The organism is Bartonella sp. AP21QHHD, assembly GCF_042196205.1.
In the GTDB taxonomy this organism is placed as follows: Bacteria; Pseudomonadota; Alphaproteobacteria; order Rhizobiales; family Rhizobiaceae; genus Bartonella.
Genome location: NZ_JBHIPT010000116.1, coordinates 44,417 through 61,575 on the forward strand (window position 1 = coordinate 44,417; position 17,159 = coordinate 61,575).

General features: G+C 37.8%; 19 protein-coding genes and 2 pseudogenes. 7 read left to right on the top strand and 14 right to left on the bottom strand.

Going from position 1 to position 17,159, the window contains the following annotated elements; all coding sequences use genetic code 11:
• Window positions 1-59: 59 nt before the first annotated feature.
• The 3 genes from ACFIMC_RS08185 to ACFIMC_RS08195 all read right to left on the bottom strand — a co-directional run bounded on the left by ACFIMC_RS08185 (window position 60) and on the right by ACFIMC_RS08195 (window position 1,303).
• Window positions 60-341: a hypothetical protein gene (locus tag ACFIMC_RS08185; protein ID WP_375671949.1), complete on the bottom strand. Its 282-nt coding sequence runs from the start codon at window positions 339-341 to the stop codon at window positions 60-62.
• Window positions 305-604 (bottom strand): hypothetical protein, encoded by a 300-nt coding sequence (locus ACFIMC_RS08190; protein ID WP_375668513.1) that lies wholly within the window; start codon window positions 602-604, stop codon window positions 305-307. Before ACFIMC_RS08190 ends, ACFIMC_RS08185 begins: the two co-directional genes overlap by 37 nt.
• A 531-nt stretch (window positions 605-1,135) precedes the next feature.
• Entirely contained in the window at window positions 1,136-1,303 is a 168-nt protein-coding gene (locus ACFIMC_RS08195) for a hypothetical protein (protein ID WP_375668512.1), read from the bottom strand.
• Window positions 1,304-1,335: 32 nt separating this feature from the next.
• Between ACFIMC_RS08195 and ACFIMC_RS08200 the strand changes: the two genes are divergently transcribed.
• The 3 genes and pseudogenes from ACFIMC_RS08200 to ACFIMC_RS08210 form a co-directional block, all read left to right on the top strand.
• Entirely contained in the window at window positions 1,336-1,572 is a 237-nt protein-coding gene (locus tag ACFIMC_RS08200) for a DUF488 family protein (protein ID WP_375668511.1), read from the top strand.
• Window positions 1,573-1,927: 355 nt separating this feature from the next.
• Window positions 1,928-2,281 (top strand): hypothetical protein, encoded by a 354-nt coding sequence (locus ACFIMC_RS08205; protein WP_375668510.1) that lies wholly within the window; start codon window positions 1,928-1,930, stop codon window positions 2,279-2,281.
• A pseudogene (locus tag ACFIMC_RS08210) lies at window positions 2,233-3,129 on the top strand (tyrosine-type recombinase/integrase); the annotation flags it as partial. The gene ACFIMC_RS08205 and the pseudogene ACFIMC_RS08210, both read left to right, overlap by 49 nt.
• A 57-nt stretch (window positions 3,130-3,186) precedes the next feature.
• Here ACFIMC_RS08210 and ACFIMC_RS08215 read toward each other — a convergent pair.
• From ACFIMC_RS08215 to ACFIMC_RS08240, 6 genes and pseudogenes are all read right to left on the bottom strand, one after another.
• Window positions 3,187-3,486 (bottom strand): HigA family addiction module antitoxin, encoded by a 300-nt coding sequence (locus ACFIMC_RS08215; protein ID WP_375629753.1) that lies wholly within the window; start codon window positions 3,484-3,486, stop codon window positions 3,187-3,189.
• 17 nt (window positions 3,487-3,503) lie between these two features.
• A pseudogene (locus tag ACFIMC_RS08220) lies at window positions 3,504-3,784 on the bottom strand (type II toxin-antitoxin system RelE/ParE family toxin).
• A gap of 205 nt (window positions 3,785-3,989) precedes the next feature.
• Window positions 3,990-4,625: a ribonuclease HII gene (locus ACFIMC_RS08225; protein ID WP_375629754.1), complete on the bottom strand. Its 636-nt coding sequence runs from the start codon at window positions 4,623-4,625 to the stop codon at window positions 3,990-3,992.
• Between the two features lie 199 nt (window positions 4,626-4,824).
• Window positions 4,825-5,733, bottom strand: coding sequence for a 4-(cytidine 5'-diphospho)-2-C-methyl-D-erythritol kinase (locus ACFIMC_RS08230; protein WP_375638045.1), 909 nt, complete (start codon window positions 5,731-5,733; stop codon window positions 4,825-4,827).
• A gap of 237 nt (window positions 5,734-5,970) precedes the next feature.
• A complete protein-coding gene (locus ACFIMC_RS08235; protein WP_375612095.1) occupies window positions 5,971-6,819 on the bottom strand; it encodes a S49 family peptidase in 849 nt (282 codons plus the stop codon).
• Window positions 6,820-7,011: 192 nt separating this feature from the next.
• The gene (locus tag ACFIMC_RS08240; protein ID WP_375612094.1) at window positions 7,012-7,800 is read right to left on the bottom strand and encodes a tRNA1(Val) (adenine(37)-N6)-methyltransferase; all 789 of its coding nucleotides are present in this window, start codon (window positions 7,798-7,800) and stop codon (window positions 7,012-7,014) included.
• A 179-nt stretch (window positions 7,801-7,979) separates the two neighbouring features.
• On the opposite strand from ACFIMC_RS08240, the gene ACFIMC_RS08245 reads away from it, so the two are divergent.
• From ACFIMC_RS08245 to glyS, 4 genes are all read left to right on the top strand, one after another.
• Window positions 7,980-9,056: a polyprenyl synthetase family protein gene (locus tag ACFIMC_RS08245; RefSeq protein ID WP_375671948.1), complete on the top strand. Its 1,077-nt coding sequence runs from the start codon at window positions 7,980-7,982 to the stop codon at window positions 9,054-9,056.
• A gap of 95 nt (window positions 9,057-9,151) precedes the next feature.
• Entirely contained in the window at window positions 9,152-10,846 is a 1,695-nt protein-coding gene (locus ACFIMC_RS08250) for a tetratricopeptide repeat protein (protein ID WP_375612092.1), read from the top strand.
• A 91-nt stretch (window positions 10,847-10,937) separates the two neighbouring features.
• Window positions 10,938-11,879 carry a glycine--tRNA ligase subunit alpha gene (locus tag ACFIMC_RS08255; protein WP_375671947.1) on the top strand — a complete coding sequence of 314 codons (942 nt, stop codon included), beginning with the start codon at window positions 10,938-10,940 and terminating at the stop codon, window positions 11,877-11,879.
• Window positions 11,879-14,101: a glycine--tRNA ligase subunit beta gene (gene glyS / locus ACFIMC_RS08260; RefSeq protein ID WP_375681065.1), complete on the top strand. Its 2,223-nt coding sequence runs from the start codon at window positions 11,879-11,881 to the stop codon at window positions 14,099-14,101. Before ACFIMC_RS08255 ends, glyS begins: the two co-directional genes overlap by 1 nt.
• Before the next feature lie 124 nt (window positions 14,102-14,225).
• Here the strand turns inward: glyS and ACFIMC_RS08265 are convergent, their stop codons facing one another.
• From ACFIMC_RS08265 to ACFIMC_RS08285, 5 genes are all read right to left on the bottom strand, one after another.
• Window positions 14,226-14,720: a F0F1 ATP synthase subunit B gene (locus tag ACFIMC_RS08265; RefSeq protein WP_375638039.1), complete on the bottom strand. Its 495-nt coding sequence runs from the start codon at window positions 14,718-14,720 to the stop codon at window positions 14,226-14,228.
• 11 nt (window positions 14,721-14,731) lie between these two features.
• On the bottom strand, window positions 14,732-15,298 hold the full coding sequence (locus tag ACFIMC_RS08270; RefSeq protein ID WP_273790398.1) for a F0F1 ATP synthase subunit B: 567 nt from the start codon (window positions 15,296-15,298) through the stop codon (window positions 14,732-14,734).
• A gap of 143 nt (window positions 15,299-15,441) precedes the next feature.
• Complete coding sequence (locus ACFIMC_RS08275; RefSeq protein ID WP_005773968.1) at window positions 15,442-15,672, bottom strand: F0F1 ATP synthase subunit C; 231 nt, start codon at window positions 15,670-15,672, stop codon at window positions 15,442-15,444.
• Between the two features lie 54 nt (window positions 15,673-15,726).
• Window positions 15,727-16,485, bottom strand: coding sequence for a F0F1 ATP synthase subunit A (locus tag ACFIMC_RS08280; RefSeq protein ID WP_375612111.1), 759 nt, complete (start codon window positions 16,483-16,485; stop codon window positions 15,727-15,729).
• A gap of 7 nt (window positions 16,486-16,492) precedes the next feature.
• The gene (locus ACFIMC_RS08285; protein WP_375681066.1) at window positions 16,493-16,927 is read right to left on the bottom strand and encodes an AtpZ/AtpI family protein; all 435 of its coding nucleotides are present in this window, start codon (window positions 16,925-16,927) and stop codon (window positions 16,493-16,495) included.
• Window positions 16,928-17,159 lie beyond the last annotated feature (232 nt).

The following is a 17,159-nucleotide window of genomic DNA, read 5'->3' on the forward strand; positions in this document are numbered from 1 at the left end:
GTTCCATAAGTATCTTGACATTTTTCCCCGCATTACCATAACACTTATGGATACTAGGGTTATGCCCGATAAACGTTCCCCCTTGCTCTATCATTGGAATTGCTGGTGGATAATACATAGGGGAACTTCAAGGGTACCTTATAAACAGGAGGTAGATTGTGACTAATTCCTGTACCAATGGGATTAAATATATGGTTTTGTAAATAAATATGATCTTTTTTACCATCACTCACATAATATAGTGCATTCGCTATCGATAGAGAGTTATTAGCTGGTCCCAAAAGATAGATATCTGTTTTGTCTGCTATACCGTGAATGCCATGCTGTTCAAAGTCACGCATTCCATTGCCCACTGTAAGACTACTCGGCTATGCGCACTAACGATCGCCCCTGTATTGCCATAATGATAGATAAAATCTTGTAACTTCTTGGTTGAATTACTCCATCCCCCAAAATACTCATAAATCGCTACTCCAATCTCTACGAGCCTGTCTTTAGCTTGTGGGTGGTATGTAAAATAAAGGGGACCATTTTTATTAACAGCCAATTGGACAGCATTACCCGTAGCATCATCGGGTGAATTTAAAATGCCATTGTAGAACATATAAACAGCGCCATCAGAGCCAGCTTGTAAATGCTGCTCATCTTCAGCATTTAAAAAGTGATACAGAGTAATGTACTTTCCATCGCTGCCTTTTATATACTATCCATTCTTATCAGTTAAATAGAGTACATTGCCATTTTCATCGTGCGCAACTTCTCCCTCAGGATGCTCTTTGACATTTGTCATTTCGCGCACTTTGTCCTAGTATCCAAGCCCTTCATCCGATAAATCATTGATCATATCTACGCGATTATGAACGATGCCCTCAAGCGGTGTTACGGTTGAGAGAGCCAATGATTTGTCCAGCATCTTGCCCCATCGCCGTCTGTCCAGTTATATCAGTAAGGATGATACTCCCATCACTGATAGCAGATTTGGTTTCCCCTTCTGCTCCATCCTTGGTTTTGCCGTGATTTAAAACATTTTTGGCAATGTTCTTTATCGTGTCATTCCCAGAAATGCTAAACCCATGGCTGCTGGCTTGAGCATGCGCACTGTTGGTGATATCACTGCTACTGATACTTCCTGTGGTCAGGCTGTTTTTTCTGCCGAGGCTGTGCTTTCAATAATACCTCCGGTCAAAGTTGTTTTATCTTTAACAGTGATATCAAAACCGCCATCACCAGCTTTAACCCCTGTTTGCTCCACAACGCGGTGATAATCACTGGAGGATTTATCCTTTTGGAAAGAGGCGCTCATAGAGCCCCCACCTATTTACTAAGGAAATAAACGTGTGTAACATCAAACATATTATCATACAGCCTGCTAAAGATGAGAACTTTTGTTTTTTTACCATTGGCTATGAAAGAAAATCCTTTGAGAACTATTTCAATCAACTTATCAAAAATAATATTAAACTTTTGTATGATATTCGTAAAAATCCAATAAGCAGAAAATACGGATTTTCAAAAAGACAATTAGAGAAAGTTGTAAACAACATTGATATTGAATATATGGCATATGCCTGAACTTGGAATTACCTCTGAAAAACGAAGAAATTTGAAAACACAAAAGATTATGATCGCCTTTTTGAAGATTATCAAAATACAACTCTCAAGGATAATTCTTGTGCAATAAACAAATTATATCAAATTTTTTTAAACAAAAAGCGCGTTGCAATCACCTATTTTGAAGCTAATGTATGCATGTGTCATAGAGGACAACTCGCATTAGCTCTCATTCCATTGCCTGATTGGAAATATGAAATTAAGCACATCTAAAAAAATAAATTTGCATATTTTTAAAAAATGGGAGTGCCCATATGCCTCCCAGCCCCCTACCCATTCCTAATAACTTTTAAGTGATGCATGATTCACGCTACGGGTGAATTCTGCACAAATCAAGGAAAAGAAATATGAACTGACTGATGAAACAATTGAGGTTGGTGGATACATTACACTTTACTGCATCCGTGCTTTGAGAGACTTTGGAGATGTAAAGGCAGGTGATCTTGGCACTTTTATACAAAAAGAAGACAATCTAAGTCATGATGGCAATTGCTGGATAAGTGATGATGCAAAAGTCTATGATTATGCCAAAGTTTTTGGGGATGCACAAGTTTTCGGTGGTACATTTATTAGTGGAAAAGCTAAAATTTATGACAGTCCATTGATTTCCATCAGAGCAAATATACGCTGGCTATTAAACAAGCGCAAAATGGCATCTCCAAGAAAATAAACAGACTTACAAAAGGCTCTTTCGATTGGTTATTGCATCAGTATTTACAAAGCATGCAATGGCATAATCAATTAGAATCTACTAAAAAAGTTAAATATCGAATTCTGAACAATGTTTCTAAAAATATTGCTGATCGTGCACATAAAAGCATAGAAAAACACCACATCCTTGACGCCGTAGACAGAAGGCGAGCTACTCTCGCAGCGGCAAAATATTTTTTGACCTCTTTAAACGATCTCTTTAATTGGGCGGTTGATAATGCCCTTTTAAATAGAAATCCTGCCTTTAATATAAAAGCACCAAAATCTTTAAACAGTGAGGGATTGCTGCCATGGCTAGAAGAGGACATAGACAAATATTATCACCGTTGGTCACATGGTACACATGAACGCGTCTGGATTGATGTTCTTCTTTATACAGGCTTGCGTCGTGGTGATGCCGTTCGTATCAGCTGGAAAGACGTCAAAGATAATATCATTTATCTCAAAACAGAAAAGAGCCAATTTAAAACAGATGTTTTTCTTCCTATTTTACCAGAACTAGAGGAAACCCTTAAAATTGGTCCCATAGGTGATCAAACATTCATTTGTGGTAAAGGTGGAAATAAGCTTGTCAAAGAAAGTTTTGGCAACCTCTTTCGTGAAGCATGTAATGCGGCGGGTATTAAAAAATCAGCGCACCGATTGCGAAAATTAGCAGCAAAACGTGCTGCCAATGCTGGTGCTACGGTTTCACAAATGAAAGCGCTTTTTGGCTGGAGCGAAGATAAAATGGCATCCCTTTGTACCAAAACAGCCGATAGAAAACGACTTGCAACAGAAGCAATCAAAAAGCTACAAAAAAGTTAGAGCAATGGGCGGCAGCTAAAAAAACAAACCAAAGCACCATCAAAATTATTAACGAAATCAAAGCGGCGTTTGAGGTGTATCAAAAACAAGAAGAGAAATAGGTGGTTGTGCCTGTTGCTTTGTTTGCCATAAATTATAGTTTGTTTGCATATCCAACCAAAATTTTGCTTTACTAAAACCAGCTAATTCTAATTTAATAGCAAGCTCGGTACTTATAGAAGCATGTCCGTTAATCACTCTTGATAAAGAAGCTCTTGTCATATGGAGATGATCAGCTAATTTTTGTATTGTTATCCCCATTTCTTCTAAGAAAGCTACTTTCAGAACTTCACTCGGATGTGCGGGGTTATGCGTCATTTTTTTCATTCCTCTCATCAATGGTAATCTTGATAATCAACAAGCTCCACATCTGTTCCTATAAAGCGAAAAGTAACACGCCAATTTCCATTCATCCATATAGAATAGTACCCTGTAAGTTCACCTTTAAGAGGGTGTATTTTAAAGGCAGGCGCTCTCAACATTTCAGGCGTAGTAGCACTTGTTAAAGCCGTTAAGATAACGCGTAATTTTTTAAGTGATCTGGTCAAATAGCTTTTGTGGAACCTGTTGTATAAAATAATTTTAAGCCCTTATATTTAAAACTCACAATTGCCATTACCGCCCCTTGTCGTATATCATTGCTATACGGTTAATAACAAATAAGAGTTAAGCCCATGTTAGAAATATCTGATTCTATATCTGGAAAAAATAGATAGGAATAAGTGATAAAAAGCTTCAAAAAGGTTAGGGATAGACACTCAAAAAACATAATAGAATCAATGAATTATAAAACCCTTTACTCTTGTAGTAAATCACTGATTTTAATTACCTTTTTTACACTCTTTTAGTGGTGCAAAACTATAACGATGTAATCCTATAACTGGTCCATATTTATCAAGAGCTGTACGATGCGCTAGCGTTGCATAACCTACATGCTTCTCTAAACCATACCCTTTATAAACTTGTCCTGTACATTCCATCATCCGATCACGCGTTACTTTCGCAATAATAGATGCGGCTGCAATTGAAACTGAACGCTGATCGCCCTTAATCAATGCCATTGCAGGACAGGACAACTCAGAAGGAATATCACGCCCATCAACAAGGACATAGTGGGCTGGAATGGCTAATCCTATAATACAGCGACGCATTGCTTCTAACGTTGCTTTTCTAATATTAGATTGATCAATTGTACGAGCACAAAGACTGGCGACTGAAACCGCTAATGCACTTTGCAAAATTTCATGATAAAGTCTATTTCGTTGGAAAAAAGAAAGTTTTTTTGAATCATTTAACCCATTAGGAATACGATCTCTATCCAAGATAACGGCTGCTGTTACCACAGGTCCAGCGAGAGGCCCCCGTCCTACTTCATCAACACCTGCTATATGAAAAAAACCCTGTTTTTGCAAATCCAATTCGCACGAAAAATTTGGTTGAAGCGGCAAATTAAACATCTTTGATACATCACAAATACAACAAACATACATCTATTTCTGTAGCCTGATCATTTTTTGCAAGCATTACAGTTTTAAATGGCTCTTCAAACATTCCACGAATTCTTGCACAAAAAATAAAAAAACACATTTCTTTGGTTACCCTCTTTTATTATGTATAATAAAATCATGATAAAATAAAAGCTTTTATATTTATTTATCAAATATTTCCTAAAGTCATGATAGGTTTTACAAACCAATTTGGGTACATTGATTTGATAAAAAGAGCTGCTTGTTGCGCCGTTTGTTTATTTTTAAAAATGCCAAAGCAAGTTGCTCCCGTTCCAGACATACGGGAAAAAAGAGCCCCACATTCATCTAATATAGATAACACTTCAGCTAACTGAGGTGCTATTTTTAATGCAGGAGAAAAAAGATCATTACGCGTTTCTTGTAAAACTTCAACTAATGAATCAACACTCTTTAAAGCGTCTGTATTAATTTTTAAAGAAGGATTATGACGCTTCTCTAACGCTTTAAAAACAGCTTGTGTTGAAATCTCTTGTCCATGATTAACCAATACCATTGCTAATGAACAAGCTTCTTTTAGTCGTATCATCTCTTGACCAATTCCTTTAACCAAAAGCGGCTGCTGATACTCTAATGCACAAAGGCACATGGGAACATCAGCACCAAGAACTAAGCTCTTTTTTGCTAATTCTTCGTAAGAGCAATCAAGATTCCACTGCCGACGCAACATGCTGATAACCCCAGCTGCATCACCTGAGCCACCACCAATGCCTGAAGCAACAGGTAATGTTTTTACAAGCCGAAAAAAAGCAGGTTGAGCACATTCCGGAAAAGTCTTATGCATAAAGTCCCTTGCGCGAATAACCAAATTGTCTAAATGAGAAACAAGCCCTTTTGCAAACGACCCCGTCAAAACAAACTGATTATTTTCACAAGGTGCATAGTGTAGACAATCACCGCTAAGACTAAAATAAACCAAACTCTCTATTAAATGATACCCGTCAGCACGTTGCCCCACAACATGTAGAGCTAAATTCAATTTAATAGGTGTAAATAAATAGGAATATCTTTGGAACGAAGTTTGTACATTTGATATCATATGACGTAATATTCACTTACATAGGGTTCTTTTAAAAATTTCCCCCTTTTACCCATACTTTTAGCACGAGCCCTATAAACAGCTTGGAATATTCTTAATCGTTTTCTAAAAAACAATAAATATAAAGAGTTCTCATACAAAATAAACGACATGTTCTCATTCGTATCATTTCAAGCCTTTTTTCTTCTAGTATCTGTTTTTAGATAAAAATCTCTCTGGCTTGAATGATCCTTTCCATCACAAACCATAACGCTGCCAAAGAGCTCGCTCTTCTGCTGCCATCAATGCACTATCAACGACTGTATAAACCGTATGTGCCGTCACTCCTGAAGGCGTTTTAGGTCCTAAAAAACTTTTTGGAGGCATAATAAGTCGAAGTTTTGCATCATTACCAAAGCGCTCCTTAATAACAGAACGTACATCATTCAATCCATCAACCAGACCAAGCCCAACGCTTTGTTTTCCACTCCAAAACATTCCTGTAAAGAGATTCGAATCATCTGATAATTTTTCAGCACGCCGTTCTTTAACCAAATCGATAAAAGTTTGATGCACTTCAAGTTGGAGAGATTTCAAATGCTCAATATCCGCCTTTTTTTCTGGCTGAAATGGATCTAATGTAACTTTGTTCTTTCCTGCTGTGTATACACGCCGTTCGATACCAATTTTCTTCAAAAGTTCCGGAAAACCAAAGGAAGCTGAAACCACTCCAATGGAACCAACAATTGAAGAAGGATCTGCAAAAATTTCATCCCCTGCACAAGCAATCATATAACCACCAGATGCTGCAATATCTTCAATAAACACAAGAACCTTTTTATTTTTTTCTTCTGCCAAGTCACGAATGCGCTTGAAGATAAAACGCGATTGTACAGGTGAACCACCAGGAGAATTAATAATAAGTGCAACAACCGGTGACTTTTTGTGTGCGAAAGCCTTCTCTAAAAGATTTGCACACCTACTGAGGGAAAGGGTACGAGATATAGATGCTGATGAATCCATAATTGCTCCTTGAAGGCGCACCACAGGAATTTCAAGTTTATCGGAAGAAAAACGGCGTGGAATAAAACTTTTAATAAAATCCATCAAAACAAAATCTCCTTATAAATTAAGAACAATTAAATAGGCAAGGACAACAAAAAGGAACAACGTGATACCATCCAAAAGCGCCAATCAACCCCCACATTACAATCAGAAATATAACTTCACCCAAAAGCTAAGCCTCCCTAATGACAAAGTGTAGACTTTAAATAATAAACTAAAAAACACAAGATACTATTAGAAAAGTTCCCACAAGCTTATATATCCATTATTAATTGCATCAACTCGAGGTGAAAAAGTATGGTCATTACCTTCATGTATAACCAATGCCGGTAAAATAGATAAAGCTGCTCTGCTTCCTCGTTTTGCGTAAAATAAAAGACGAATTGCTGCTGTTTTCGCACGGGCATGCACAGGAATTATACAAATACCACCAAAACGCCCTTCTAAAGCATGCAAGATATCTGTCAACGATTGTGGACGTGCAATGAGCCCTAAGTATCCACCTGGCTTAACAATAGCTGCTGCACTCCGCAACCAGTTATCAAACATTGCTTCAGACATAACATGTGCTTCAGATTTTTGTTTATCAGGTGTCTTACGATCGGTGGGATTATTAAAAGGTGGATTCATAATCGCAAAATCAAAGCTATTATCTATCAAACCTGCTTTTATACGGGCATTCCCTTTGAAGGTAACATCTGCTTCTAGCAAACAAATTCGGCTAGCAAATTGTTTATTTTGTTTTAGCATAAGCGTTTTTTGAGCGTAAGATACCATAAAAGCTGAACGTTCAACTAAGGTAACATGAACTTTCAGACAACGCGAAGCAACAGCCAAACCCGCAGCTCCAGCACCTGCACCTAAATCAACAACCTTGCCCTTTAAATCACTCGGAACCAAACTAGCTAATAACATCGCATCCATTCCAGAACGATGACCATATTTATGGGGTTGAACCAAATAAAATTTTCCGCGGTGAAAACTGTCAATTGTTTCACCACTCTGATTCGCTGCTTTATCCATTTAAAAGCCTAATGCTCACCTTTATAAATTGCATTTTTGCCATTCAGCTACTATTTTAAATTTTTTATTATTTCATAACAATAAGATTACACTCGCTAAAGAACATTTCTTGCCAATAACATTCCAAGCTAACACTTTTAAACGACATCAAAAGCTTGAGTCAAAACCAAACCCCCTTTATGCTAATGAATAAAGTAAATTTTATATATGTCCATTGCAATACTCTAGGAGTAAACACATTGAGTGCAGCTATCAAACCAAAACAAATAAGAAATAATCAAATTTCTCTTCAATCTCTTGTCAATCTTACTCAAAAAGATATGGATTGCGTAAATCAATTTATTCTCTCTATGGCAAAATCAGAGGTTGAGATGATCCCTGAAATTTCTAACCATCTTATTTCATCAGGTGGAAAGCGATTACGCCCAATGATTACGCTCGCTTCTGCTCATATGTTTGGTTATCAAAGTGACGGGCATATAAAACTCGCAACAGCTGTTGAATTTATGCATACAGCAACATTGCTACACGATGATGTGATTGACGAAAGTAATTTACGACGTGGAAAATCTACAGCACGGATGATTTGGGGGAATCAAGCAAGTGTACTTGTTGGTGATTTCCTATTGAGCCAGGCCTTTAAAATGATGGTCGATGTCGGTTCCATAGAAGCGCTCTCTGTCCTAGCCAACGCTGCTGCAATTATTGCTGAAGGAGAAGTTATGCAACTTTCTGCCGCAAAAAATATAAAAACCAGCCCTTCAGAATATCTCAAAATCATCGATGCAAAAACAGCAGCACTTTTTTCAGCAGCCGCTGAAGTAGGACCCATTATTGCTGGCTATGGAAATAAAGAGCGTTCTTCATTACGTGAATATGGAACATCCTTAGGTTTAGCTTTCCAATTAATTGATGATGCACTTGACTATAGCGGTAGTGCTCAAAACTTAGGAAAAAATATAGGGGATGATTTTAGAGAAGGAAAAATCACAATGCCTGTTATTCTCGCATATGAGCGTGGGAATATGGTAGAAAAAGATTTCTGGAAAAAAGCGCTTGAAGATGGCAATAATAATGATGAATCCTTCGCACACGCGCAACACTTAATGGAAAAGTATGATAGTATCACAGATACAATAGAACAAGCACGCATCTATGGAAAATATGCAATTGATGCTCTTGTTCCCATGAATGAAAATCTTGCTTATAATGCTCTCGTTGAGACTGTTGAATTTTGTATTGCGCGCGTAAACTGAATTCTTTGCAAGAATCGCAGTATTTCTCAACAAAGTAATGAGATATGATCTATAAACAACACCATCAATTGATTATCTTGAAAAGGATTAGCTCCATGTGCTCTGCAACGGTATCTCGACTTTTTGCCCTCTTTATCGTGGGTATCATGCTGATGCCATCCCTCACCTACAGTAAAATAAGTGCAGCAACTCATACAAGCTCATTTACAGGTGCTTATTTAGCTGGAAGGGTTGCAAATCATGAAAATAAAACAGAACTTGCTATCAATTATTTTAAACAAGCACTGGTTTATCAACCTGATAACATTGAAACACAAAAAGAGCTCCTTGAAGCTATGCTCTCGGTCGGAAACTTTAAAGAAGCTGTCCAACAAGCCCAAAAACTCAAAGAGAACGATGTTATAACTCCCTTTGTTTCCTTAACTTTGTCAGTAGAAAGTCTCATCAAAAAAGATTATAAGAATGCCAAGGCTCTTCTGAAATTAAAGGAACTTCCTACGTCCAATAATCCAATACCTGAACTCATCGGCGCTTGGATTACATTTGGATCTGGACAAAAATCTCAGGCAATCGATGATCTTAAGAAACTCAAAGGTCCTGTCTGGTATGATCTTTTTATATCTTATCATCTAGCACTTATGAGCGACCTTGCAGAACGGCCAAAGGATGCAAAAAAATATTTCATTAAAGCACTGAGTAACAAACAGGGAACTCTTATCGCTCCTAATACTTATGAGCGTATTATCATAGCCTATGCCTCATTCCAATTGCGCCATAATATGCGCAACCAAGCTCTTCAAACAATCCAGCATGGCGAACAAATGTTGTCAGGTCGAGAAGTCCTTAAAAACTTTCAAGAAAAAATTGAAAAAAATTCTTTCTTAGAGAGAGTTATTAAAACACCTCAACAAGGAGCAGCCGAGGTATTATATAATTTTGGAACAGCCCTCAACTACAAAAACTCAGGGCGAATTGCACGTATTTTTAAGCAATTATCTTTCGCCTTATACCCTCAAAATGACGCAACACTGTTTCAGCTCGCACACATTTCTGCTAAATTGAACGATCCACATCAAGCAATTAAACTTTATCGCGCTTTATCCCCTAAATCTCCTTATTATAAAGATGGACAACTTCATCTTGCATTCCTTCTTGCCAATAACAACAATTACAAAGAAGCAATAAAATTACTCACATTGTTAAATAAAAAATTTCCCAATGATCGTAATATTTTGATAACGCTCGTTGCTTTTTATATGCAGGACAATAAATTTCTTGAGGCCATTAAAACTCTAGACTACGCTATTACAAAGATAAAAAACTTTCAGCAGGACGATTGGAAACTCTTTTATCAGCGTGGTATTGCTTTTGAACGTTTAAAGCAATGGCCAAAAGCAGAACTTGACTTGCGAAAATCACTTGAATTTTTCCCAAATCAACCGCAGGTTCTTAATTATTTAGCCTATTCCCTTGTGGAACGTGGTGAGAAGCTTGAAGAATCGCTCCGTATGCTACAAAAAGCCTCTGCTTTACAAGCTCACAACAGTCATATTCTCGATTCTTTAGGGTGGGCTTACTATAAACTAAAAGAATATAATAAAGCAGTGCAAATATTAGAAAATGCTGTCAGATTACAACCTGAGGACCCAACACTAAATGATCATTTAGGGGATGCCTATTGGAAAGTTGGGCGTAAACGTGAAGCAATCTTTCAATGGAACCACGCAATTGACGGAAAACCAGAAAATTCTGAACAAATTCAAGAAAAGTTGAAATTTGGTTTGCAATAAACGATGCTTAACCATAAACCACATGAATAATAAATAGAGAAACTAAAATTACTTTTGTTTTTTGTTTAGTCCAATATAAAGAGTATAAAGCGTGAAACTGCCTGAACATCTTAACCCAAAACGTTCTTTTCAGGGACTAATATTAACTTTGCAAAATTATTGGGCACACTATGGGTGTGCAATTTTGCAACCTTACGATATGGAAGTCGGAGCTGGGACTTTTCATCCAGCAACAACATTACGCTCTCTAGGACCACGCCCTTGGAAAGTTGCTTATGTCCAACCCTCTCGACGTCCAACAGATGGCCGATATGGTAAGAATCCAAATCGTTTACAACACTATTATCAATTCCAAGTGCTTCTCAAACCCTCTCCGCTCAATCTACAAGAACTTTATATAAAGTCGCTACAAGCTATCGGGCTTGATACAAAACTGCATGATATTCGCTTTGTTGAAGATGATTGGGAAAGTCCCACTCTTGGTGCTTGGGGGCTTGGATGGGAATGTTGGTGCGATGGAATGGAAGTCTCTCAATTTACTTATTTTCAACAAGTGTGCGGCATTGAATGCGCTCCAGTTTCAGGGGAACTCACATACGGTCTTGAGCGTCTAGCGATGTATATCCAAGGGGTTGATAACGTCTATGACCTTAACTTTAATGGTTTGGAGGGAGAAAACAAAATAAGTTATAGAGATATTTTTTTACAGGCAGAACAGGAATACTCATATTATAACTTCGAATTTTCTGATACAAAACTGCTCCATCAGCACTTTATCGATGCAGAACGCGAATGCAGCGCACTTCTTGATGCTGGAAAACCAAATAAAGAAAATGTATTCCATCGCTGTGTTTTTCCTGCCTATGATCAATGTATTAAAGCGAGCCATATCTTTAATCTTTTGCAAGCACGTGGCGTTATTTCTGTAACCGAACGACAAAATTACATTCTTCGCGTTCGTAATCTCGCGCGCCGTTGTGGGGAAGCCTTCTTACTCACAGAAGCTGGACAAATATATACTGGAGAAGCCTAATGTCTGATCTTCTTCTTGAACTTTTCAGTGAAGAAATCCCCGCACGTATGCAACGAAAAGCTGCTGCTGATCTTAAGAAATCTGTTACAGATCAACTTGTGAATGCTGGATTGATCTATGAAGCTGCTCGTGAATATTGGACACCTCGTCGGCTAACATTGGACATACGCGGACTTTCCACACGCTCCAAAGATGTCCATGAAGAACGCAAAGGTCCCAGTATAAAATCACCACAGCATGTAATTGATGGTTTTCTACGTGCAACAGGATTAAATGATGTTTCTGAAGCGCATATTGGACATGATGATAAAAAAGGTCATTTTTATATTGCTAAAATTGTTAAAAAAGGTCGAGCTGCAGAAGAAATTATTGCCGATATTTTACCGGATATTATCCGCAACTTTCCGTGGCCGAAATCTATGCGTTGGGGAAAAGATTCAGCACAAAGTGGTACTTTGAAGTGGATTAGACCTTTACAAAACATTCTTTGCATCTTCGGACCAGAAATTGGTGAAACACATGTTATTCCGTTTACAATTGGTTCTCTTAAAAGCAATAATTTAACTTATGGTCATCGTTTCTTAAGTGATGGAGAGCCATTTCAAGTGCGCCGCTTTGATGACTATGTTACTCAACTTGAAACCCATAAAGTCATTCTGGATGCCGAAAGACGAAAGAATATTATTTTAGCTGATGCCCAAAATCTCTGCTTTGCAAACGGTTTAGAACTGGTTCAAGATAATCCCCTCCTAGAAGAAGTTGCTGGTCTTGTTGAATGGCCTGTTATCCTGATGGGTGATTTTGACAAATCATTCCTTGATATTCCTCCAGAAATTATTCGCTTGACCATTCGAGCCAATCAAAAATGTTTTGTCACCCGCAAACAAGGAGAAAAAGTAAAACTTTCTCATCATTTTATTCTCGTTTCTAATATTCTTGCAAATGATGAAGGCAAAGAAATTTCGAAAGGAAATAGTAAGGTTGTCCGTGCCCGTCTTTCTGATGCACTTCATTTTTGGCAAACAGATCAGCATGATTTGCCTGATCTTCAACAATTGGAATCTTCTATAAAAAAATTTGAGCTTGATATAAAAAAACCTCTCGATCAAAGAATGGCGCGACTTGATCATTTGAATGTAACTTTTCATGCTAAATTAGGTACACAAGGTAAAAGAGTAGAACGCATTGCTACACTCGCACAAGAAATTGCCCCTTTGATACAAACAGATCCTCTTTTAGCAAAACGTGCAGCCATCCTTGCAAAAGCTGATTTGCAAACAGAAATTGTCGGAGAATTTCCTGAACTACAAGGTGTTATGGGGCAAAAATACGCCCTTCTTCAAGGGGAAGATCCTCGCGTAGCTGTAGCAATCGAAGACCATTATAAACCTCAAGGACCAACAGATCGTCTTCCACAAGAACCACTTGCTATAACCGTTATGCTCGCCGACAAAATTGACATGCTCGTTGGCTTTTGGCTCATTAATGAAAAACCAACGGGCTCAAAAGATCCCTATGCGTTAAGACGAGCAGCATTGGGAATTATTAGGCTTGTACTTTCGCGAGATTGGAAAATCAATCTTATGCCGCTGTTCCAGTTAGCAACGAATCTTTTCTTACAACAAAAAAATAAATATGAAATCTCTCAAAGAGAAAATTCACAATTGCAGAATCTGCTTCCAGAAAAAACAGAATATATTTTATCAGATCTGTTATTCTTTTTTCATGACCGTTTGAAAATCTATCTAAAAGAGGAAGGCGCTCGTTACGATGCCCTTGAAGCCGTTTTAAATAAAGATTCTGATGATTTTTTATTGGTTGCACGTCGTGTCGAATCGCTTATCGCTTTCATCAATACCCACGATGGAATGAACTTTGTAGCCTCTGTAAAACGTACTGCCAATATTCTTGAAAATGAATTTCAAAAAAGCACAACAATAGCGAATGAAATTAATCCTGAGCTCTTTGTCGAGAAAGAAGAAAAGCAGCTCTATCATGCAATCTATGAAGTAGAAAGAAAGGTTCTTGCTCCCATCAATGCAACAAATTTATCATTTGCACTCAGTGTGCTAGCGCCACTTGGAAAATTGATTGATATATTTTTTGAAAAAGTATTGGTGAATGATAAAAAAACTGATGTTCGTGCTAACCGTCTTGCTCTTCTCAAACGCACTCACATTGTTACACAATCGGTTGCAGACTTCTCAAAACTTGTCATTTAAAATCAAAATACCCTATTAACTGATAAAAACAATGAAGATAATTTTTTCTTTTTTATGACTTTTATTAATTAATATTGAGAAAATTATGCAACCAAAGAGACTGTTCTTTATCTCTCAAATATCATTAATTAAGATATGTTTTCATTTTGATAAATGATTCTTTCTCAAGAGACTCTTTGATAAGTTCATCTGCCTTGTTAGAATCTATTTCCCTTGCAATAAGGGTACCTGCTGTAGAAATTGCCAAATCAATCGCCGATGAAGAAACCATGCGTATTGCATCCGCTTCTGCTTGGGCAATTTTTTGTTCTGCCAATTTATTGCGGTTTTTTACATATTCTTCTGCTTTTGCACGGGCCTCAGCAATAACGGATTCAACTTCATGCTTTGCTGCTGCAATAATTTCTTGCGCATCTTTTTCTGCTTCTGCATGTTTGCGTTGATATTCAGCCAATATTTCCTGTGCCTCTTCACGAAGACGCAGAGCCTCATCCAGTTCATCTTTGATACGTTTCGCGCGCGCATCAAGATGGTGTATAACCCTCTGTGGAATTTGGAAATAGACTAAAAGAGCCAAAAAAAGAACTAACCCAACAAATGCCCAAAAAGTATCAGTCATCTTTGTCTTCCTCAATAATCCGCAGTTTTAACAACTGAACGAACAGCCTCTTTGCTGATATCAACGTCAATCAATTTTTTCACAATTTCAAGAGCTACTTCTTCAGCGATAGAACCAACATTTTGCATCGCTTTATCCCGAATTTTTGCTATCTGTTTTTCAGCATCTGCGAGTTTTTTCTCTAGACTCTCTTCAATTTCTTTCCGTTCAAGCTCTGCCTTTTCTTTTAATTCTTCACTAGCTACCTGCGCTATAGCCTGCGCGTTCAAACGCGCTTCTGCTAATTTCCGCTCATAAGTTTCAACAACAATGTCTGCTTCTTGCTTCATGCGCATTGCCTGATCTAAATCAGATGCGATTCGATCTCGCCGTGTTTCAATAACACCGCCAATACGTGGTACAATTACACGGGAGATAAAAAGATAAAACAGTCCGAAAGAAATTGCCAACCAGAAAAAATGCGAACCAAAATGCACAAAATCAAAAGGCGGAAACACACGATTTGCATGCTCTGCTACCTTTTTAATATGTTCTATCGACGTTTCAGTGTTCTGTGCATAAGCGCTTGAAACAAACATCTTCTTTCATCCTTTAAATAGCTTATTAAAGCCCTCTATAACCGATGATAACTGACAAACATCTCTCTGGCATCTCTCTAGTTAAGAGCCTAAAAGGGTAAATCTTTCCTCATGCAAGAACAGATATACCCTTTTGATAATGATTAAACCCCAAAAAGAAGTAATAAAGCAATGAGCAATGAAAAAATTCCCAAAGCTTCTGTTACAGCAAAACCAAAGACGAGACGTCCAAACTGACTATCTGCTGCTGATGGATTTCGTAATGCACCAGAAAGATAGCTACCAAAAATATTACCAAGTCCTAAAGCTGTTCCAGCCATACCAAAGCAAGCAAGACCAGCGCCAATATATTTTGCTGCAAGCACCATTTCCATGTTATTCTCCTTTAAAGCGAAATTGCATTATTCGACGGAAAACCGCCAGTTCTATTAATGTCCTGGATGAATTGCATCATTAAGATACATACAAGTTAAAACCGTAAAGACGTAAGCCTGAAGAAATGCGACCAAAAACTCAAGAGCAGTAATTGCTACAGTCATAATAAGCGGTAAAATCGAACCACCCACACCTACGATTCCTACCCCAATCATTGAAACAACAAACCCAGAAAACACTTTAAGCGTAATATGACCAGCAAGCATATTCGCAAAAAGACGAAGAGAAAGACTAATTGGACGGGAGAGAAAAGAAATAACCTCAATCATTGTCACCAGAGGTAAAACCACAACAGGAACTCCACTGGGAACGAACAGTTTCAAAAAACTGACCCCATGCTTATAAAAGCCATAACCAATCACCGTCAAAATTACCACCATTGCTAACGAAAACGTGATCATGATTTGAGACGTAACCGTATAAAAATAAGGAAAGAGACCAATAAAGTTAGCAACCAAAATAAAAGTAAACAGAGAAAAAACTAAAGGAAAAAACTGCATTCCCTGCACACCAGATGATTCCCGCAGAGTCGATGCTACAAATTCATATGCCATTTCCGAAAGAGACTGCATCCGCGTTGGAACCAATCCACGACTCGATGATGAAATAAAGAGAAAAATAGAAGTTACAACAACCGTGAGAACTGTAAACAATGATACATTTGTAAACGATAAATCCATATTTCCTATGGAAATCTTAATCAGCCTTAAAACCTCAAACTGATGAATAGGATCTGGAGCGTGCGCTGTCACTTCAACCTCATTTATCGGACCTCTCATTGGCCCCTTTATTTTGTTTATCTTGGCGCAATACGCCTTTTTTTCCTAATTGATTGGAGGAAACATACCCCACAGACCGAAGAATACTCAATACACCAGCAGCAAATCCAAAGAAGAGAAAAAATACCAATCCCCAAGGCCATGAACCTGCTAACTTATCAAACCCCAACCCCAAAACAATACCAACTATAATACTTGCCAGAAACTCACTAGAAAGCTTAATTGCACCTGCCATCCTTCCTTGTGATTTTTCCCGCTTATTCCTATGCTCCCGCTTCTTTAATGCTTGCTTGCGCACTAAAGCTACGCTTAAGTTCCTACTACGACATTCCAAATCCTCTGAATGAAGACACTCTCCTTGCTTTTCCTCTTCAGCCTCCTTACGGCTCATAACGGGTTTCTCGCCCATCGCCATCATTGGCTCCTTAATTAAAAAGCAACGTAAGAATACATTTCATAAAACCGTGTGCATCATATTGTTCCCGAATTTATTCGTCAAGATACTAAAAGAAATCTATCACAAGTTATCGTATAAATTTTATTGCAGAAATAACGTATTTTTCAATTTACATGCTTTCTTAAAAAGATATTCCAAGCACCTAAACCGATTTCACGACAGCACCCGTGAATGTATAACGAAAAGTTCA